Origin of the sequence: Campylobacter sp. 110 (assembly GCF_002383965.1) — a bacterium.
Taxonomy (GTDB): domain Bacteria; phylum Campylobacterota; class Campylobacteria; order Campylobacterales; family Campylobacteraceae; genus Campylobacter_D; species Campylobacter_D coli.
Genome location: NZ_NXBD01000051.1, coordinates 1 through 19,163, shown reverse-complemented (window position 1 = coordinate 19,163; position 19,163 = coordinate 1). Strand labels below are relative to the sequence as shown.

Sequence of the window (19,163 nt, the reverse complement as noted above, 5' to 3'; positions counted from 1 at the left end):
ACCAAACCCCTTATCTTGTTAAATGAGCTTTCTTAAGCTTGTCTTCGTAAACTTTTGCAAAATATGCCAAAGGATAACAAATGATAAAATATAAAATCGCCGCAAAAATATATGCAGGTGCGTAATTTCCATAGTCAGCAGCATAACTATCTGCAGAATGCATAAGCTCTGCTCCACCTATAATCAATAATACAGAAGTATTTTTAATCAAATTTACCATTTGATTTGTCATAGGCGGCAGGATAATTTTTATAGTTTGTGGAACTATAATATATCGCATTTGCTGTACATAGGTAAAACCTTGAGAGGCTGAAGCTTCGAATTGCCCTCTAGGAACAGATAAAATTCCACTTCTAACTACCTCACTTACATAAGCACCATGATAAGCACCTATACCCAAAACACCGATGGTAAAAATATCAAGATGAATTCCTAAGCCAGGCAAAGCAAAATATAAAAAGAAAATTTGTATTACCAAGGGAATATTTTGAAAAAGCTCAACATACACTCGAGTGTAGGCTCTTAGGATTTTAATTTTACTTGTGGCCATCACACCACCTATAGTTCCAAAAACAATCGCTATAAGTAATGCAAGAATGCTCACTTCTAAAGTATAAATAAAACCGCTAATAAAAGCATCTCCATTGTCCAAAGCGTCTAGAAATTTCCAAATTGCAAAAGGATTTGTACTACTTTCATCATACAAACCCCAAGAACTAAGGAGTTGCCTTAATTTATCCACAAAGCCTACACTCTCATTCATTTTATAAACCCCATTTTTTAGCTAAAGCGTCGATTTCAGTTTTGTTTTGTTTTACAAAATCATTGACATAATTTGAAAAATTTACATCATCTTTTTTTTGTAACTATGCCATAACTTTGAGGATCGAAACTATCAGGTAAAATTTCATTATTCTCATCTTTATAACCTAGTAAAATAGATTTATCAACTGAAAACGCATCAATTCTTTTTGCATCTAAAGCTGCTTTTATGCTAGGATAATCAGGAAATTCGCTGAATTTTACTTTAACACCTATTTTTTTAGCCGCAGTATTGATAACTTTTTTAGTAGTTGCTGCTTGAGCTACCCCTATAGTAGCACCATTCATATCTGCTAAAGATTTATAATTTTTCTCTTTTAAAACTAAAAGCCCTACAGCATCTTGATAATACGGCTCTGAAAAATTATACACTCTTTTTCTCTCTGGAGTGATAGTAAAAGTTGCTATAACCGCATCAACGCTACCATTATCAAGTAATGGACCTCTTGTTTTAGCATTTACTGCTATAAGTTTAACTTTATTTTCATCTCCTAAAATACTCTTAGCAAGCATTTTAGCAACATCAACTTCAAAGCCTTTAATTTCGCCTGTAGCTTGATCAAGTAAAGCATAGTGTGGTACATCATTTTTTACACCTATAACCAACTCTCCTTTAGCCTTGATAGCTTCAAGTTTTCCTTCAGCTGCATTTGCGCTAGTAAAAGCCATACAAGCTCCTAAAGCAAGTGCTGCTAATTTTAATAAAGAATTTCTAAAAACCATTGTTCTCTCCTTTTAAAATTTGGTTTAATTTTTAAGAATTTTTCCTAAAAAAAGTCTTGCTCTTTCAGTTTTAGGATTGGAAAAAAACTCACTAGGAACATTTTCTTCCACAATAGCACCATCTTCCATGAAAATAATTCTATCGGCAACTTCTTTAGCAAAACCCATTTCATGAGTTACCACAACCATGGTTGTATTTCTTTGTGTAGAAATTTCTTTCATTACATCTAAAACTTCTTGTATAGTCTCAGGATCAAGTGCTGAAGTAGGTTCATCAAACAAGATATAAGGTTTTTTAGTACATAGCGCTCTTGCGATAGCAACACGTTGTTGCTGACCACCCGAAAGCGTGGCTGGATAAACATTTGCCTTGTCTACAAGTCCAACCACCTTAAGATATTGATAGGCTGTTTCTTCGGCTTCTTGGCGTGATTTTTTTTGAAGTTTCATAGGAGCTAAAGTTAAATTTTTTAAAACAGTCATATGAGGATAAAGATTGAAATGTTGAAAAACCATAGCACAATATTTCCTACAAATTTCAATCTTATTTTTATGATTTAAAACAAGATTATTTACAACAACTTCACCTGAACTCACCTCTTCAAGTCCATTCATGCAGCGAATAGTAGTACTTTTTCCACTTCCGCTAGGACCTATGATAACAAGTTTTTCACCTTCTTTAACACAAAGGTTAATATTTTTAAGAACATGATGGGTTCCATAATATTTATTTACATTTCTTAACTCTATCAAAATCTTTCCTTTTTTGATTAAACTTAAAAATTAATAATAACAAGGGTTTATTATATTGACAATATTATAGCACCAAAATCAAAATTTAAGCTAAAAATAGTAACTTTATTTTAGCGAAGATATAAAAAAGTGTAACTTTTTGTAAAATTTAAGAAAATATAATCAAATTTTTTCATAGTACACACCTCGAGGTGAAAAAACTTTCTTAAAAAATGTGGTTTCAGGAATCAAATCGGCATTGCCCACATACAACCTACCGTTATCAGCTAAAATTTGATAAAAACGCTCCATTAATTTAATTCTAGAATCATAGTCAAAATAAATGATCATGTTCCTAGAGACAATAATATCAAATTTACCCAGTCTTAAAAATTTATCTTCAAAAACATTACATAATTCAAATCTACATGTACAAAGTTCGCTTTTATTAATGCTAAATGTTTGCTCTCCAATATCTGTGAAAAATCTTCTTTTTTCACTTTCGCCTAAACGCTGTAAAGTTCTACCTTGATATTTACCCACCTTTGCTTTTTCGATGACATTTGAATTTATATCAATTCCTAAGATCATCATATCCTTAAGGAAATTTTGAGCTCCCAAAATCGCCATAGAATACACCTCTTCGCCACTAGAACAAGGAGCACTTAAAATATTTACTGTTTTTTCAAGACTTTTAGCATAAAAAATAATTTCTTTTAATTGCGACAATTCTCTTAAAAAGTATGTTTCCCCTATAGTAACAAAATCTAAAGTGTCTTGTCTAAGCTGTCTATTTATTTGAAGTTTGCTTAAAAATTCAGCAAAGGTTTTTACACCCGTACTTGAAACAAATTTTGATAATTTTAAAGCTAAAATATTTCTTTTTTCATTTAAATCTATACCGCTGATTTCATTAATAATCTTAATAAATTCATTAAGCTCTAATTCGCTAGGATTAATTTTTTCTTCCATAAATTTAAACCCTCATTCTTCATTTATAAAATTTAAAATTTCTTGTTTAATTTCTTTTAAACTCATAGGCCTTAGTTTTGGATTTATATCTTTTGCTTTTTTTGGCATACCATATACAATACTATCAGCCTCATTTTCACACAAACATTTAACTCCTACTTTATACAATTCAAACAACCCCTTAGCCCCATCATCTCCCATGCCTGTTAGTATTACAGCTAAAATTTTGTTTGTCTTTACCAAAGGTACAGCTGAGTGAAACAACAAATCTACATTTGGTTTAAAGCTTGTGACAACTTCTTTCCAGTTTGCCATAAGATTTAAATTTCCTGATAAAATAGTATTTTTTTGACAAATATAAATTTTATTTGCCAAAACCTCTTTGTCGTTTAAAAGACTTACTTCGCTTAAGGCTTCTTTATTAAACTGATTTACAAAAGAAGGTATAAAACTTGCACTCATATGTTGAGCTATAACTACGCAAGTATTTTTTATATCCACATCTTTTAATAAAAACTTCAGCTGATTAGGGCCTCCGGTAGATGATCCTATCAATAGGAGTTTCATTTAATTTTCCCTCTATTTGTTAAAATGGATTAAAATTCTTAAAATGTATATTGTAACATATATACAAAAAATAAAGCTTAGTTTTAAATTTATTTTGAAAACAAAAAGCTTTTTTTATGATTTGTTATGTTAATATAGATGCTTTAATTTTTAAATTTTGGATTTTTTATGCTTAGAGAAAAAATTTATATTGCCAGTGATCACGCAGGTTTTCTACTTAAAGAAAAAATTTGCGCCTTCCTTGAAGAAAAACAAATTCCTTTTGATGATCTTGGAACAAAAGATCCTACAAGTTGTGATTATCCAGATTATGCACATTTGTTAGCTTCTAAAATAGATGAACAAAGCTTTGGAATTTTAATTTGTGGTTCAGGGATAGGAATTTCCATCGCTGCTAATCGTCATAAAAACATTCGCTGTGCCTTATGTAATGAAAGCCTTAGTGCTAAACTTGCTAGAAAACACAATGATGCAAATGTTTTAGCTTTTGGAGGTAGATTAATAGGCATTGATGCAGCTATCGATATGATAGAAAATTTTATTCAAACCCCTTTTGATCAAGGTAGACATGTAAAAAGAATTCAAAAAATTGAGGTAGATTGTTAATGTTTGCAAATTGGTTTATTTTAACTGCACTTATTTGTGCTACTATTTATCTAGTTGTTATGTTGTTTTATTATAAAACCCTGCTTAATAAAGAAAAAACTTCAAAAGATTTTATAAAAAACAATCTTGATGATACTGAAATAGTCATTAGAAAACTACAAATTCAACTTCAACGCAGTCTTGGGAATATCGATATTTTAACCGAAGAGCTCAATAAAATAAAAGCGGATTTAACTTCTCTAAGAACAAGAAATTCTCAATACCGTTTAGAAAATGATAAACTAAGACAAAGAATTAAAGAGCTAGAAGCAAAAATCGAGGCATTATTATGACAAAACTTACACAAAACGAACAGCAATTTTTATCAGAAAGCATACGCGTTATTCCAAATTTTCCAAAAGAAGGTATTATCTTTCGAGATATTACAACTCTACTTAACAATCAAAAAGCCTTATCTTTTTTACTGGATCATTTAAGTAAGCGTTATCAAACTATGAATTTAGATTTTATAGCAGGAACTGAAAGCAGAGGTTTTATTTTTGCGGCAATGATTTGTGCTAAGCTAAATTTACCTTTTGTTCCTATACGCAAACCCAATAAACTTCCATCAAATACCTATTCTTGCGAGTATGAACTTGAGTATGGGACAGATAGAGTAGAAATTCATCAAGATGCATTTAGAAATATAAAAAATGCAAAAATTTTGCTTGTAGATGATCTTATAGCTACAGGTGGGACAGCACTTGCCTCTTTTGAGCTTATTAAAAAAGCAGGAGGAGAATGTATCGAGGCTTGTTTTTTAATGAATTTGAAAAACTTAGGCGGTGAAGAAAAATTACAAAAGCATTGTTCTGTATATAGTGTTTTAGAATTTTAGGAGGGTGTGATGAGAAAATGGTTTAAATTTTTTATCTTTATCGTTTTAATTGCTCTAATAATTTATGTGATTCATGGTTTGGTTAAAAATGATTTCTCCTTGGAAGAATTTATTATAAGAATTTGGAATGAACATGTTGAAACTTGGGGCTACTTAATACTTTTTTGCTGGAGTATTTTAGAAGGTGAGCTTGGACTTATTTTTGCTGGACTTGCAGCCCATGATGGAAAAATGCATGTAGTATTAGCTATATTTATAGCTGGCTTGGGTGGCTTTGTTGGGGATCAAATTTATTTTTATATAGGAAGATATAACAAACGCTATATTCAAAAGAAACTCCGTTCGCAAAGGCGTAAATTCGCCGTAGCGCACTTACTTTTACAGCGTTTTGGTTGGCCTATTATTTTTATACAACGCTATATGTATGGTTTTAGAACTGTAATCCCTATGAGCATAGGTATTACGCGTTATAGTGCTAAAAAATTTGCCATTATCAATCTTCTTAGCGCTTGGGTTTGGGCTGCTATTACCATACTTTTAGCTTGGCATTTTGGTAATTTAATCCAGAATTTTTTAACCTGGGCTAAAAATCATTGGTATTTAGCTGCTATTATGATAATATGTTTTTTATCTTTACTTGTTTTCACCTTTAAACAAATTGAAAAAGCTATACTTAAAGAAAAAAGGAAAAAAAATGATATTTGAATTAAGTGATAAAAAAATTCATGGTATAAAAGCAGATTTTGAACTTGTTTTTATACAAGATAAAAATCTAAAACCATTCACAAATGAAAAAGATTTTTTTAAATTAAATAACTATACAGGCGAGGGAATTTTACTCGATTTAAACAATAAAAGATTATTTATAGAACTTAAAAGTTTAAATTATGAGGATATAAGATTAGCACTTTACACTGCTTATAAAAATTTAGAAAAATTAAACATTAAAAGCGTAAAACTTCCTAGCATATTAGGTGATTGCGTTGTGAGAAGTTTTACTTCTTTGGTTGAGGGTGTGCTTTTTGGAGCTTATAAATTTGATAAATACAAAAGCGAAAAAAAAGAAAGCACTTTAGAAAAATTTATAATTTCTGCCGAAGAACTAAATGCTAAAAAATTTAATCTCGATGAAGCAAAAATAGGTCTTTTACGCGGTGAAATTCTAGCCAATGCGACAAATTTTGCCAAAGATATAGTTAATGAAATTCCTGAAATTTATACTCCTTTAAAAATGGCAGAAGATGCTCAAAATTTAGCTAAAAAAAATAAAAATATCACATGCAAAATTTACGATGAAAAATTTCTTGCTAAAGAAAAAATGAATGCATTCTTAGCTGTCAATCGTGCTTCTGCTCATCCGCCGCGTCTGATCCACCTTAGCTATAAAGCTAAAAATGCTAAAAAGTGTATAGTATTTGTAGGCAAAGGCTTAACTTACGATAGTGGTGGCTTGAGCCTAAAACCTGCTGATTATATGCTTACTATGAAAGCGGATAAAAGCGGAGCTGCGGCTGCGATGGGAATTATTAAAGCGGTTGCCGAGCTCGCTTTGGAATTAGAAGTACATTGCATCTTAGGTGCAACTGAAAATATGATAGGTGGAAACGCTTATAAACCAGATGATGTTTTAATTTCGCGCGAAGGCGTGAGTATAGAAGTAAGAAATACCGATGCTGAAGGGCGTTTGGTTTTAGCTGATTGTTTATCTTATGCTCAGGATTTAAAACCTGATTTACTCATTGATATGGCGACTCTTACAGGAGCTTGCGTTGTGGGGCTTGGGGAATTTACAAGTGGTATTATGGGAAATAATGAAGAATTGCAAAATGAATTTTATTTAAGCTCTAAAAAAAGTGGAGAATATACAACTATACTACACTTTAACCCGCATTTAAAAGAACTTATAAAGTCAAATATTGCTGATGTTAGTAATTCTGCTTCTAGTCGTTATGGTGGTGCAATTACAGCTGGGTTATTTTTAGATAAATTCATACGCAAAGAATATAAAGATAAATGGCTCCACCTTGACATAGCAGGACCTGCTTACATAGAAAAATCTTGGGGCTATAATAGCTTTGGTGCGGGTGGAACAGGAGTTAGAATGTGTGTTAATTTTTTAATTCATCTTTTAAGGAAAAATAAATGAGTTTAAGCGTCGGTATAGTAGGTCTTCCAAATGTTGGAAAATCAACTACTTTTAATGCCTTAACCAAGGCACAAAATGCACAAAGTGCAAATTATCCCTTTTGTACCATAGAACCTAATAAGGCTATGGTTGAAGTTCCTGATCTAAGATTAAATGAACTTGCCAAAATTGTAAAACCTGAAAGAATTATGCATTCATTGATAGAATTTGTAGATATTGCAGGGCTTGTAAAAGGTGCGAGCAAGGGCGAGGGATTGGGAAATAAGTTTCTCTCCAATATACGTGAAACAGAAGTAATTTTACACATTGTGCGATGTTTTGATGAAGAAAACATCACCCATGTTGAAGGAGGCGTTGATCCTTTAAGGGATGTTGAGATCATTAATACAGAGCTTATTTTAGCAGATATAGAACAGCTTGGTAAAAAAATAGAAAAACTCAATAAAGAAGCTAGAGCAAATACCAAAGGTGCAAAAGAAAGTCTAGAAATGGCAAATTCTTTGCTTGAACATTTAAATAAAGGTCTTCCAGCTAGCACCTATTTGCAAAAAGAAGATGAGATTTTTCAAGCTTTAAATAAAGAGCTAAGACTTCTTTCTGCCAAAGAAGTGATTTATGGGGCAAATGTTGATGAAAATGGTATTAGCGAAGATAACGAGTATGTAAAAATTTTAAAAGACTATGCTAATAAGAACAATCACGAAGTTATCAAGCTTTGTGCTAAGATAGAAGAAGAATTAGTTGGCTTAAGTAATGAGGAAAGTGCTGAATTTCTAAGCTCTTTAGGTGTAAATGAAAGTGGGCTTGATCAAATCATACGCACTGCTTTTTCTAAACTTGGACTCATAAGCTATTTTACAGCAGGAGTTTTAGAAGTGCGTTCTTGGACTATTAAAAAAGGCTGGAAAGCTCCAAAAGCTGCTAGCGTGATTCATAATGATTTTGAAAAAGGTTTTATCAAAGCAGAAGTGATTTCTTATGAAGATTTTATCACCTACAAAGGAGAAAATGGCGCTAAAGAGGCGGGAAAATTGCGTCTTGAAGGAAAAGATTATATCGTCTTAGATGGCGATGTGATGCACTTTAGATTTAATGTTTAGGCAAAATTAGCCTAAACATTCAAGAAATTTTTCTAAAATTTGAATTTGTTTTTCTACACTAGCAACTGAGCTTGAACCTTCACTTTGTTTAGAATTTAAAGAATTTTCAAAATCAAGCAATTTCATCGCTTTTTCATCAAAGATAGGATCTATTTTTGAAAGATCTTCGATATCACTTATATCAATCCCTTGTTTTTCAGCTTGTGCGACCACATTACCGACTATAAAATGCGCTTTTCTAAAAGGAATATTTTTTTCTCGCACTAAATAATCTGCCAAATCTGTAGCCAACAAATGCCCTTTTTTGCAAGATTTTAACATATTTTCTTCATTGATTTTTACTTCTTTTAACATAGCATTTAAAATAATCAAACTATCTTTTGCTGTTTTAACGCTATCAAAAAGTCCTTCTTTATCTTCTTGCATGTCTTTATTGTAAGCTAAAGGAAGTGCCTTCATAATCGTTAAAAGAGAAATCAAATTTCCATAAACACGCCCTGTTTTTCCGCGTATAAGTTCGCAAACATCGGGATTTTTTTTCTGTGGCATGATAGAACTTCCTGTTGAAAAACTATCGCTTATGGTTAAAAATCCAAATTCTGAAGCAGAAAATAAAATCATCTCTTCGCAAAGTCTTGAAGTGTGTGTAAAAATCACTGCTATATCATAAAGTAAATCAAGCGCAAAATCCCTATCACTCACTCCATCCATGGCATTTGGCATAATATCTTTAAAGCCTAAAATTTGAGCGCTAAGATTGCGATTTGTTGCATAGCTAGTTCCCGCACAAGCACAAGAACCTAGCGGAGAAAAATCCGCAAGCTCTAAACTATTTTGCAAACGCTTGATATCACGCATAAACATAAAAGCATAGCTTAAGATATAAAAAGAAAAACTTATAGGTTGTGCATGTTGCAAATGCGTAAAGCTTGGCATAATAGTTCTTTTATGCGTTCTAGCATGAGAAAGTAGAGTTTGGATAAGTTCTTTTAAAAGCATTATAAGTTCTAAATGAGACTTTTTGGTAAATAATTTAAAATCAGTTGCAACCTGATCATTGCGACTGCGAGCTGTGTGAAGTCTTCCACCTATTTCACTTCCTATAAGCTCACTTAAACGCTTTTCTATAGCCATATGAATGTCTTCATCTTCTATATTGAAAACAAAGCGATTTTGCTCTATCTCGACTCTAACCTGCTCTAAACCTTTTACAATAGCCTCTAGCTCATCTTTTTTTAAGATTCCGCAATTTTCAAGCATGGTAGCATGAGCAATAGAACCCTGTATGTCTTCCACATACAAAGCTCTATCTATATTTAAACTTGCATTAAATTCTTTTAAGAGTTCGTTGCTTCCTTCGCTAAAGCGTCCTGACCACATCTCATTTTTCATCAATGCGCCTTAAATTTTAGGTCCAAACTGACTGTATTCTACACCCTCTTTGACATCTTCATAGCGTTTGAAATTATCGCTGAACATTTTTGCCAATTTATTTCTAGTGGCGATAAATTCATCCTTATCTTTCCAAGTATTGATAGGATTTAAAAGAGAGCTTTCCACACCAGCTAAAGTTTTAGGAATAGCTAAATTAAATACATCAAAATTTTCAAATTCACACTGTGTAATACTTCCATCTAAAATAGCATTAATGCAAGCTCTAGTAGCCTTTATACTCATTCTTTTGCCTACGCCATAGCTTCCACCGCTCCAGCCTGTATTAACAAGATAAACATTTACTTCATGTTTGTCAATTTTTTCTCCAAGCAATCTTGCATAAACTGTTGGATGCAAAGGCATAAAAGGCTCGCCAAAGCAAGCTGAAAAAGTAGCTTGAGGCTCTGTAATCCCTCTTTCTGTTCCAGCTACTTTTGCTGTATAACCACTTAAAAAATAATACATAGCCTGCTCTTTGCTAAGTTTGCTTACAGGAGGTAAAATTCCAAAAGCATCTGCACTTAGAAAAATAATATTTTTTGGATGACCTGCTTTTAAGCTTGGTTCATGATTTTCTATATGTTCTATAGGATAAGAAACTCTAGTATTTTCAGTCTTTGAAGCATCGCTATAATCTACGCTCTTATCACTTCTTAAAACCACATTTTCCAAAAGTGCATTTCTCTTAATCGCTCCATAAATTTCAGGTTCACTCTCAGGATCAAGATTGATAGTTTTTGCATAACATCCACCCTCGAAGTTAAACACTCCTTCATCATCCCATCCATGCTCGTCATCGCCTATAAGCTTTCTTTTTGGATCGGTAGAAAGAGTTGTTTTTCCAGTGCCACTCAGGCCAAAGAAAAGTGCAACATCGCCTTTTTCACCAACATTTGCACTACAATGCATAGAAAGCTTATTTTCAAGAGGTAGCCAATAATTCATCATGGAAAAAATTCCTTTTTTCATCTCGCCGCCATACCAAGTTCCGCCAATAACTGCAATATTTTCTTCTATGTTAAAAATCACAAAAACTTCAGAATTTAAACCATTCTTTTCATAGTCTTTATTGACACATTTGCATGCATTATAAACGATAAAATCGGTTTTAAATTCATCAAGCTCTTTATCATTAGGACGAATGAACATATTTTTTACAAAATGTGCTTGCCATGCAATTTCAGTTACAAATCTTATAGCCTTACGACTTTTCAAAGAAGCGCCGCAAAAAACATCTTGCACATAAATTTCTTTATTGCTTAATTCTTTTCTAGCCTTCATTAAAAGCTCATCAAAAAGTTCTTTAGTGATTGCTTGATTGACTTTACCCCAAGCTATATACTTGCTAGAAGGGTCTTGTTTTACAAAATATTTATCCTTTGGACTTCTTCCTGTAAAAATTCCCGTATCTACAGCAAAAGTTCCATTATCCGTGCATTGCCCCTCTTCATTCTTTTTCTCATGTTCATAGAGTTCATCAAAACTTAAATTATGATAAACTTTTTTTATATTTTCCAAACCTAAATTTTCAAATTTCTTCATTTAAAACCTCAATTATTTTTATATATTGCGACTAAATTATTTTCGCTAACACTATCACCCGTCTTGACACAAATTTTTTCTATTATACCATCTTTTGGTGCACTAACCTCTATCTCCATTTTCATAGCTTCTAAAATCATAACAACTTGACCCGATTTTACCTCTTCACCTTCATTAATATAAATTTTAAATACATTACCCGAAATTCCAGCTTGTATACCTTCGCTTGAATCCGCATCTTGCATTATATCTTCTTGAGTATCTGCTTTGTGAATACTTTTAATATTTACATCTTTATCAAAGCCTGCACTTACTTCTACATGATATTTGTTTCCATTAACTGAAACTGTAAATTTATTCTCATCAATACCAGTAGAATTTTGTTTTGGCACAGACACATTCTTGCGCACATTAACTTTAGCTTCACCTTTTAAATACGCTATACCTTTTTCTTTACAAGCTGCTGCAATGAAAATATTTTCCTCGCTTACTGCTATGCTCTCTTTTTCAAGTAAACTCTTAACATAAGCTATACTTTTGGTTTCATCCTTATCCGCTATATCGATAGCAAGTTCTGTAGTGGGCTCTAAATTTAGCTGTTTAGCTGCAAGTTTTTTAACTTCAGCATCAGGCTCAACAGGAGTTTTTCCAAAATATCCCAATACCATTTTTCCATAACCTTCAGCAATTTTTTCCCAAGGTCCAAACATGACATTGTTAAAAGCTTGTTGAAAATAAAATTGAGAAACAGGAGTTACAGAAGTTCCAAAACCACCTTTTTCCACAACTTCACGCATAGCATGAATAACTTCTGGGAATTTATCGAGTATATTATTATCCCTCATCATTTGAGTATTAGCAGTTAAAGCTCCTCCTGGCATAGGAGAGAATGGGATTAAAGGACTTACCATTGTAGCTTCAGGCGGTAAAAAATACTCTTTTAAAGAATCTCTTAAAACTGCTTCGTATTTTAAAATCTTTTCTTCTTCTAATCCACCCAAATCATAATTTTTACCTTTTAAAGCATGCATCATAGTTAAAATATCAGGCTGTGAAGTACCCCCACTCACAGGAGCTGCTGCTAAATCTATACCATCAACCCCGGCTTCCAATGCTGCTAAATAACAAGCTATACTCACTCCTGCAGTTTCATGTGTATGAAGTCTTATATGCACATCTTGTGGTAAATTTTTTCTAGCCATTTTAATGGTTTCATAAATTTTATTTGGATTTGAAGTTCCGCTAGCATCCTTAAAACAAATACTATCAAAAGGAATTTCAGCAGCTAAAATTTCTTTTAATATTCTTTCATAAAATGGTACATCGTGGGCACTTTGACAATTTGGTGGTAAATCCATCAAAGTAATTGTGATTTCATGTTTTAAGCCGTATTTTTTAATACATTCTCCACTGAATTTAAGATTATTTACATCGTTTAAAGCATCAAAATTTCTAATTGTTGTAGTGCCATGCTTAGCAAAAAGCTTGGCATGTAAATCAATAAGCTCTTTACTTCCTGTATCCAAAGTAACAGTATTTACACCTCTTGCTAAAGTTTGCAAATTCGCATCTTTTCCAACAATCGAACGGAATTTATCCATCATTTCAAAAGCATCTTCATTAAGGTAAAAATAAAGGCTTTGAAACCTTGCTCCACCTCCAAATTCAAAATGAGTTATCCCTGCTTCTTTAGCTGCTTCCACTGCTGGAAAAAAATCTTGCATTAAGACTCTAGCCCCGTAAACAGATTGAAAACCATCTCTAAAACTTGTATCCATAACATCTATAAATTTTTTAGCCATTTATTTTCCTTGATATGAAATAATTAAGAAATTTTAACAAAAATTTGATAACACATTATGCAAATAATTGCTATAGGTGATATAAAACGAATAAAAAATAGCCAAATTGTAAATATTTGACGATTTACAAATTTGGAAAATATTTTATAAATTCGCTTTTTATCCACAAAAAAACCTACAAATATAGAACTTACAATCGCCCCTAGGGGAAGTAATATATTAGAAGTCACCTTATCTAAAAGAGTAAAAAAATCTTTTCCAAAAAAATTAAAAAAACTAGAAAAATGAATATTTAAAGATAAAATACAACAAATTCCCAATACAAAAACGATAAAACCTATAAATGATAAAGCTTTAATACGAGAAATTTTATAATTATTAACCACATAGAAAGTCAGAGGCTCTATCATTGAAACCGCAGAAGTAATACCTGCGAAAAAAAGTGCCAAGAAAAAACAAAAGGCTAAAACATAACCTAAAATTCCAAGCTCATTAAATAAACTCATCAAAGATACAAATACTATTCCTGGACCTTTTATATTTGGATTTGCCTCAAATTCAAATATAAAAGTAAAAACTATAAGCCCCATGATAAATGAGATAAGAAGATTAATCAAAACTATAAAAATAGAACTTTTGATAAAATTTATTTTTTTGCTTAAAGCCGCAGAATAAGTCACTATACAGCCTATTCCTAAACATAATGTAAAAAAAGCAAGCCCTAAAGCTTCAGCAATAGAACTTAATTTAAAATTTGAAAAATCAGGATAAAAAAGATAAGAAAAAGCTTGCTTAAAACCATTTTGAAAACTCATACAATAAAGTAGCATAAAAATAAGCATGATAAAAAGACTTGGCATTATAACCACATTCAGTCTTTCAATGCCTTTTATTAAACCCTTAGACACAATCAATAAAGTAAGAAAAAAAGATAAAGAAAAAAATAAAATAGAATTGCTTAAATCAGCACTGATTAAAGTAGAAAAATCACTTCCTGCTTGCTCTAAATTTTTAGGTAAATAATAAAGACTAGTCAAGGCATATTTTAAAACCCAACCCATAATTACCAAATAAAAAGAAAGAACAAAAATTCCACCTAAGGTGAAAATTCCACCATAACGCCATTTTCTGGCATGACTTTTTGCAAGAGTATAGTAAGCATTTGCCAAATCACTTCTACTTAAACGCCCCATTGATACTTCAGCTAAAAAGATACTAAACCCTATACTAAGAGTAAAAAATAAATACAAAAGAACAAAAACAAAACCGCCATTTTCAGCACTTAGGGTTGGAAATTTCCAAGCATTTCCCAAACCTACAGCCCCGCCTGCAACAGCTAAAATGAAACCTATTTTTGAAAAATATGTTCTCATTTTTAATCCGATTTTACTTTAAAAAAGCACTAATCATAACAACAATAACCGCCAAAGGCGAAATAAATCTTAAAAAGATATACCAAAGTTCAAAAAATATACCCTTCATATAAGGACCAAATAAAATTTGCAAAGCTTCTTTTTTGATCACAAAACCCACAAAAATAGCAGCTAAAATTCCACCCAAAGGCATAATAATTTTACTTGATAAAGTGTCTAAAAGATCAAAAACACTAAGACCAAAAATTTTAAATGCAGTTGAATCCAAAGAAGACAAAATACACAAAATTCCTAAAGTATAAACTATAATTCCTATCAAAATTAAAGCTTTTTTACGGCTCATTCCAAAGCTATTAATTAAGTAAAAAGCAAAAGGCTCTATCATTGAAACTGCTGAAGTAATACCTGCAAAAATCAAAGATATAAAAAAAGCTGCTCCTAAAATATGTCCTATAGCTCCAAGTTTTTGAAATAAAGTCGCCAAAGAAACAAAAATCAGACCTGGACCCTCTTTGCTTGCATCAAAACCAAACTCAAAGATAAAGGTAAAAACGACTAAACCCATTAAAAGTCCGATTAAAAGATTGATAAAAATGATATTTAGAGTGCTGGTAATAAAATTTGTACGCTCAGGTAAACTTGCCGAATAAGTGATAATAGTCCCTACCCCCAAAGATAAACTAAAAAAAGCAAGTCCTAAAGCCTCAAGCACATTAGAAGTACTAATCTTAGAAAAATCAGGCACGAAAAGAAATTCAACCGCCATCATAAAACCATCTTTAGTCATTGCATAAATAAGCATCAAAACAAGTAAGATAAATAAAGCTGGCATCATCCAAACATTTAGTTTTTCAATGCCATTTTTTACACCCTTAGATACTGTGTAAAAAACAATTAAAAAAATCAAGGTAAAACATACAAATTGGCTTACAAAATCGCTTGAAATTAATTTTCCAAATTCAGCAGAACTTGTATTAAGATCGGGATATAAATTTCCGCTAATACTTAAATATGCATATTTAAGTATCCAGCCAATTACTAAAGCATAAAAAGAAACGATTAAAATTGCTCCTATCATAGTAAAACCTGCATAAGACCAAGCTTTTTTATTTGAAGGAGCAAGTTTTTCATAAGCATTCACAGGATCTTTTTCACTAATCTTTCCTATACTAAGCTCGGCTAGAAAAATAACAAAACCTACACCCAAAGTTAAAATAATATAAAGCAATATAAAAGCAGAACCGCCGCTTTGTCCTACCAAAGTAGGAAATTTCCAAGCATTTCCTAAGCCCACAGCTGAACCGGCAACTGCTAAAATAAAACCTATTTTCGAAAATTTAGAGTTCAAAATTTACAACCTTGTATTAAAAAATTATTTTAAAGTATTATTAAAGCAAAAAAAGTTTTAATCTTTAATGAAAGTAATAAAAATACTTTAAAAATGTGAAATTTAGTAAATTTCAATAAAATTAAAGATAATTTTTGATATATTTTCAACTTAATTTTAAATCTTAAGTAGGGATACGCAAGCCGAACTGGTTTAAAATTAAAACATTAAAACTCTCTATAAATTTTAAAGAAAGGTTACAAAAATGAAAAAAATCTTTTTTCTATTTTTAGCTCTTGCAGCAACTGCTTTCGCAGCTGAAGCTAATGCACCTGTTGAACAAGAAGCTATCAATGTATGGATCAAAGCGTTTTCTGTTTTAGCGGCAGGTTTAGGACTTGGCGTTGCTGCACTAGGTGGTGCTATCGGTATGGGTAATACTGCAGCGGCTACTATAGCAGGAACAGCTAGAAACCCAGGACTTGGGCCAAAATTAATGACAACAATGTTTATTGCATTGGCAATGATAGAAGCGCAAGTTATTTACGCTCTTGTAATTGCTCTTATAGCACTTTATGCAAATCCTTTTATAGTTTTTGCTTAATCTTAAAAAAGCTCTATTTTAAGTAGGGCTTTTTATTTCTTTAATTCTAAAATTTGCGGTTATGGTGGAATTGGTAGACACGCCATCTTGAGGGGGTGGTGCGCTCCGCGTGTGCGAGTTCAAATCTCGCTAACCGCACCATTTATACTTCTTTTAGCTTTTTTCAATTTTTTTTACTTCTTTTTAATTATCTATAAAATAGGCTTTTCGTAGATATCTAATTGCTTTAGATTATTTTTAATTTATTTTAATTGATTATACTTGCAGATATTTTTTATTGACTTTGTTATTGACCTAGCTAAAATTTGCTATTGACTTTATTGACCTAAAGGAATAAAAGTGCTAAACGATACCAAAATAAAAGCCTTAAAAGCTAAAGACAAAAAATACTATATTGCTGATTTTGACAACCTACTTCTTTGTATTTATCCAAGCGGTAAGAAAACTTTTATATTTAATTATAAATGTCCTAAAACTTTAAGATACAAAAGAATAACTCTAGGAGAATACCCTACCCTCAATCTTGCTAACGCTAGAAAACAAAGAGATAATCTAAAAGTAAATTTAGCTGAAAATGACAGTATAAGAGAAAAGTATGAAATAACATTTAAAGAATTAGCATTGGAAAAAATGGATCTTAAAAAACTTGAATTAAGCGAAAAAACCTACAAAAGCTATATGAGTTATTTACAAAGATTTGCTTTTGGAATTTATGGAGAAATTATATTAGATAAATTGCAAATCAAGGATATTTTAAAAAGTTTTGAAAAATTTAGAAAAGAAAATATAAGAGAAGGTGCCGATAAGTTCTTTACTCTTTTAAATGAAATTTTTAGACATGGTGTTATAAAAGAATATATTAAAAGTAACCCCATGGCAAATCTAAATAGAAAAGAATTGCTTATAAATAAAGCAAGTAAAAATCATGCCACCTTGTTAGAAACTAAAGAAATTAAAGCATTAGTAGATAATATAATTGATTATAAGGGATATATTAGTGTAAAAATTGCAGCAATGTTTTCTTTATTAACTGCACAAAGAAGTTTTAGTATAAGAAGTGCAAAATGGGAAGATATTGATTTGGAAAATGGTATTTGGTACATACCGCAAGAAGATATGAAGATGAAAAGAGCACATACTATACCTTTAAATTCTCAATGTGTATATATGCTTAAAAAATACAAAGAGATGAGTATTAATAAGGGCTATTTATTTTATAGTTTAAGAAGTAAAAGTGAAATTATAAGCGATAACACAATTAGATCCATGTTTAGAAGAATGGGCTACTCTAATGATGATTTTACACCGCATGGCTTTCGTGCTATGTTTAGCACCCTAGCCCATGAAAATAGAAATAAACACCAAATGAGTAGCGATATTATAGAATTGTGTTTAGCGCATGTAGAAAAAAATAAGATTAAATCTGCATATAATCATGCTTTAAATTTAAAGGAAAAAGCTATCCTTATGCAGTGGTGGGGAGATTATCTTGATGAGATTGCTGATCTAAATCAACAAGTCCGAAATATTTTTTTATAAAATTTTCAATATCTTGTTTAGGATACAATCCCGAACAATTTCTATGTTGTTTAAACTCTCTAAATTTGCCTTGTTTGGCGTATTTGTGAACTATAGGCTCTTTTACTTTTAAAAGATTTTCAACTTCTTTTCTTGTGTAGTAATCTCCGATATCTAATCTAACCATTTTAAACTCCTAATCTTTTATCTATAATTTCAAAAATAGTATCCTTGTAATAATTCCAAAGCCATTTCTGTTCTTCATCTTCTAAATCATCAACGCTTAAATTACGCCATTCTTTTATTGTTTTAGTATTACAACCTAAATTCATCATAGTTTTTGTAAAAGTCACAACATAGGTATCCACGACAATACTAAAGATATTTTTCATATCTCCTATACAGTCCCTAAGACTTACATTTTCAAATATACAATTTTCAAATTCTGTTCTTAAAAAATTACAAAAATAGAAACTTGCTCCACTAAAATCGCAATCTATAAAAGATGCATTCTTGCTTGAAATATCATTTAAATTAGCGTTTTTAAAACTAGCACCATTTATAAATACATTATCAAAATCCAAACCACTTAAATTTAGATTTTCTAAGTTTGCATCATTTAAAGAAATACGTTCTAAAATGCAATACTCAACTAATTCTTTTTCACTTTGTCTATCATCTTCGATAATGATAGTTTCATCAAGTCTTTTTAAAATTCCCATTTTCATCTCCTTAATATTTTTTTCCATTTTTCTTCGTATTTTTCATAATTTTTCCAATAATCAAGCTCTTTTTCAAGCTTCTTAACAACAGCTTCAAAAACAGTATCTTTTCCTATTTTTTCGGCAACTAAACTCATTTCCCATTCTTTTATGCAAATCATTCCATAATCACGGGCTAGTATTTTTCTAAGCTCTAGTAATTCTTCCTTGCTAAGTTTTCTTTTAAAACTCAACTCCTTTTTCTTTTCTAAGTCGTATTTAAGGGCTTTGATTTTGTTTTCATAATGTTCCTTTTG

The 19,163-nt window shown here is 31.3% G+C and carries 19 protein-coding genes, 1 tRNA gene and 2 pseudogenes; 9 read left to right on the top strand and 13 right to left on the bottom strand.

Features of this window, described 5'->3' with window-relative positions; translation table 11 throughout:
- Positions 1-10: 10 nt before the first annotated feature.
- The 5 genes and pseudogenes from BGS43_RS07870 to BGS43_RS07850 form a co-directional block, all read right to left on the bottom strand.
- Positions 11-763, bottom strand: a complete 753-nt coding sequence (locus BGS43_RS07870; RefSeq protein WP_002779604.1) for an amino acid ABC transporter permease — start codon at positions 761-763, stop codon at positions 11-13.
- 1 nt (position 764) lies between these two features.
- Positions 765-1,545, bottom strand: a pseudogene (gene peb1A, locus BGS43_RS07865) (bifunctional adhesin/ABC transporter aspartate/glutamate-binding protein PEB1a).
- Positions 1,546-1,569: 24 nt separating this feature from the next.
- On the bottom strand, positions 1,570-2,298 hold the full coding sequence (locus tag BGS43_RS07860; protein WP_002794500.1) for an amino acid ABC transporter ATP-binding protein: 729 nt from the start codon (positions 2,296-2,298) through the stop codon (positions 1,570-1,572).
- A 162-nt stretch (positions 2,299-2,460) separates the two neighbouring features.
- Complete coding sequence (locus BGS43_RS07855) at positions 2,461-3,249, bottom strand: CheR family methyltransferase (RefSeq protein WP_002779607.1); 789 nt, start codon at positions 3,247-3,249, stop codon at positions 2,461-2,463.
- 12 nt (positions 3,250-3,261) lie between these two features.
- Positions 3,262-3,816 (bottom strand): CheB methylesterase domain-containing protein, encoded by a 555-nt coding sequence (locus BGS43_RS07850; RefSeq protein ID WP_002779608.1) that lies wholly within the window; start codon positions 3,814-3,816, stop codon positions 3,262-3,264.
- Positions 3,817-3,984: 168 nt separating this feature from the next.
- Here BGS43_RS07850 and rpiB point away from each other — a divergent pair, with 168 nt between their 5' ends.
- The 6 genes from rpiB to ychF all read left to right on the top strand — a co-directional run bounded on the left by rpiB (position 3,985) and on the right by ychF (position 8,545).
- On the top strand, positions 3,985-4,422 hold the full coding sequence (gene rpiB, locus BGS43_RS07845) for a ribose 5-phosphate isomerase B (protein WP_002779609.1): 438 nt from the start codon (positions 3,985-3,987) through the stop codon (positions 4,420-4,422).
- Positions 4,422-4,754 (top strand): hypothetical protein, encoded by a 333-nt coding sequence (locus tag BGS43_RS07840; RefSeq protein WP_002779610.1) that lies wholly within the window; start codon positions 4,422-4,424, stop codon positions 4,752-4,754. The genes rpiB and BGS43_RS07840 overlap by 1 nt, the downstream gene beginning before the upstream one ends.
- Positions 4,751-5,299, top strand: a complete 549-nt coding sequence (apt, locus tag BGS43_RS07835) for an adenine phosphoribosyltransferase (RefSeq protein ID WP_002779611.1) — start codon at positions 4,751-4,753, stop codon at positions 5,297-5,299. Before BGS43_RS07840 ends, apt begins: the two co-directional genes overlap by 4 nt.
- A gap of 99 nt (positions 5,300-5,398) precedes the next feature.
- Positions 5,399-6,004, top strand: coding sequence for a DedA family protein (locus BGS43_RS07830; protein WP_002781708.1), 606 nt, complete (start codon positions 5,399-5,401; stop codon positions 6,002-6,004).
- Positions 5,994-7,445 carry a leucyl aminopeptidase gene (locus BGS43_RS07825; protein WP_002779613.1) on the top strand — a complete coding sequence of 484 codons (1,452 nt, stop codon included), beginning with the start codon at positions 5,994-5,996 and terminating at the stop codon, positions 7,443-7,445. Before BGS43_RS07830 ends, BGS43_RS07825 begins: the two co-directional genes overlap by 11 nt.
- Positions 7,442-8,545: a redox-regulated ATPase YchF gene (gene ychF / locus BGS43_RS07820; RefSeq protein WP_002779614.1), complete on the top strand. Its 1,104-nt coding sequence runs from the start codon at positions 7,442-7,444 to the stop codon at positions 8,543-8,545. Before BGS43_RS07825 ends, ychF begins: the two co-directional genes overlap by 4 nt.
- A 6-nt stretch (positions 8,546-8,551) precedes the next feature.
- On the opposite strand, the gene argH is transcribed toward ychF, so the two are convergent.
- From argH to BGS43_RS07795, 5 genes are read right to left on the bottom strand one after another with little or no spacing between them, the layout of a single operon-like run.
- Complete coding sequence (argH, locus tag BGS43_RS07815) at positions 8,552-9,937, bottom strand: argininosuccinate lyase (protein ID WP_057044682.1); 1,386 nt, start codon at positions 9,935-9,937, stop codon at positions 8,552-8,554.
- A 9-nt stretch (positions 9,938-9,946) separates the two neighbouring features.
- Entirely contained in the window at positions 9,947-11,521 is a 1,575-nt protein-coding gene (gene pckA / locus BGS43_RS07810) for a phosphoenolpyruvate carboxykinase (ATP) (protein WP_042962982.1), read from the bottom strand.
- Positions 11,522-11,529: 8 nt separating this feature from the next.
- Positions 11,530-13,323, bottom strand: coding sequence for a biotin/lipoyl-containing protein (locus BGS43_RS07805; RefSeq protein ID WP_025398962.1), 1,794 nt, complete (start codon positions 13,321-13,323; stop codon positions 11,530-11,532).
- 23 nt (positions 13,324-13,346) lie between these two features.
- Positions 13,347-14,696: a sodium-dependent transporter gene (locus BGS43_RS07800; RefSeq protein ID WP_002801417.1), complete on the bottom strand. Its 1,350-nt coding sequence runs from the start codon at positions 14,694-14,696 to the stop codon at positions 13,347-13,349.
- Between the two features lie 13 nt (positions 14,697-14,709).
- Positions 14,710-16,044 (bottom strand): sodium-dependent transporter, encoded by a 1,335-nt coding sequence (locus tag BGS43_RS07795; RefSeq protein WP_002801418.1) that lies wholly within the window; start codon positions 16,042-16,044, stop codon positions 14,710-14,712.
- A gap of 244 nt (positions 16,045-16,288) precedes the next feature.
- Between BGS43_RS07795 and BGS43_RS07790 the strand changes: the two genes are divergently transcribed.
- The 3 genes from BGS43_RS07790 (at position 16,289) to BGS43_RS07780 (ending at position 18,166) form a co-directional block, all read left to right on the top strand.
- On the top strand, positions 16,289-16,627 hold the full coding sequence (locus tag BGS43_RS07790) for a F0F1 ATP synthase subunit C (RefSeq protein WP_002785015.1): 339 nt from the start codon (positions 16,289-16,291) through the stop codon (positions 16,625-16,627).
- Positions 16,628-16,682: 55 nt separating this feature from the next.
- Positions 16,683-16,768, top strand: a tRNA-Leu gene (locus tag BGS43_RS07785).
- A 198-nt stretch (positions 16,769-16,966) separates the two neighbouring features.
- The gene (locus tag BGS43_RS07780) at positions 16,967-18,166 is read left to right on the top strand and encodes a tyrosine-type recombinase/integrase (RefSeq protein WP_057043641.1); all 1,200 of its coding nucleotides are present in this window, start codon (positions 16,967-16,969) and stop codon (positions 18,164-18,166) included.
- Here the strand turns inward: BGS43_RS07780 and BGS43_RS07775 are convergent.
- From BGS43_RS07775 to BGS43_RS07765, 3 genes and pseudogenes are all read right to left on the bottom strand, one after another.
- Positions 18,093-18,332, bottom strand: a complete 240-nt coding sequence (locus BGS43_RS07775; RefSeq protein ID WP_096569361.1) for a helix-turn-helix domain-containing protein — start codon at positions 18,330-18,332, stop codon at positions 18,093-18,095. The genes BGS43_RS07780 and BGS43_RS07775 overlap by 74 nt on opposite strands.
- A gap of 1 nt (position 18,333) precedes the next feature.
- A complete protein-coding gene (locus BGS43_RS07770; protein WP_096569357.1) occupies positions 18,334-18,867 on the bottom strand; it encodes a pentapeptide repeat-containing protein in 534 nt (177 codons plus the stop codon).
- 2 nt (positions 18,868-18,869) lie between these two features.
- Positions 18,870-19,163: pseudogene (locus BGS43_RS07765) on the bottom strand (hypothetical protein); the annotation flags it as partial.

Excerpts from the sequence above, each read along its gene's own strand:
- BGS43_RS07850 (WP_002779608.1), bottom strand. The coding sequence starts at position 3,816 with ATGAAACTCCTATTGATAGGATCATCTACCGGAGGCCCTAATCAGCTG.
- BGS43_RS07805 (WP_025398962.1), bottom strand. The coding sequence starts at position 13,323 with ATGGCTAAAAAATTTATAGATGTTATGGATACAAGTTTTAGAGATGGT.
- BGS43_RS07870 (WP_002779604.1), bottom strand. The coding sequence starts at position 763 with ATGAATGAGAGTGTAGGCTTTGTGGATAAATTAAGGCAACTCCTTAGT.
- BGS43_RS07840 (WP_002779610.1), top strand. The coding sequence starts at position 4,422 with ATGTTTGCAAATTGGTTTATTTTAACTGCACTTATTTGTGCTACTATT.
- BGS43_RS07770 (WP_096569357.1), bottom strand. The coding sequence starts at position 18,867 with ATGGGAATTTTAAAAAGACTTGATGAAACTATCATTATCGAAGATGAT.
- rpiB (WP_002779609.1), top strand. The coding sequence starts at position 3,985 with ATGCTTAGAGAAAAAATTTATATTGCCAGTGATCACGCAGGTTTTCTA.
- BGS43_RS07790 (WP_002785015.1), top strand. The coding sequence starts at position 16,289 with ATGAAAAAAATCTTTTTTCTATTTTTAGCTCTTGCAGCAACTGCTTTC.
- argH (WP_057044682.1), bottom strand. The coding sequence starts at position 9,937 with ATGAAAAATGAGATGTGGTCAGGACGCTTTAGCGAAGGAAGCAACGAA.
- apt (WP_002779611.1), top strand. The coding sequence starts at position 4,751 with ATGACAAAACTTACACAAAACGAACAGCAATTTTTATCAGAAAGCATA.
- BGS43_RS07855 (WP_002779607.1), bottom strand. The coding sequence starts at position 3,249 with ATGGAAGAAAAAATTAATCCTAGCGAATTAGAGCTTAATGAATTTATT.
- BGS43_RS07825 (WP_002779613.1), top strand. The coding sequence starts at position 5,994 with ATGATATTTGAATTAAGTGATAAAAAAATTCATGGTATAAAAGCAGAT.
- pckA (WP_042962982.1), bottom strand. The coding sequence starts at position 11,521 with ATGAAGAAATTTGAAAATTTAGGTTTGGAAAATATAAAAAAAGTTTAT.
- BGS43_RS07775 (WP_096569361.1), bottom strand. The coding sequence starts at position 18,332 with ATGGTTAGATTAGATATCGGAGATTACTACACAAGAAAAGAAGTTGAA.
- ychF (WP_002779614.1), top strand. The coding sequence starts at position 7,442 with ATGAGTTTAAGCGTCGGTATAGTAGGTCTTCCAAATGTTGGAAAATCA.
- BGS43_RS07800 (WP_002801417.1), bottom strand. The coding sequence starts at position 14,696 with ATGAGAACATATTTTTCAAAAATAGGTTTCATTTTAGCTGTTGCAGGC.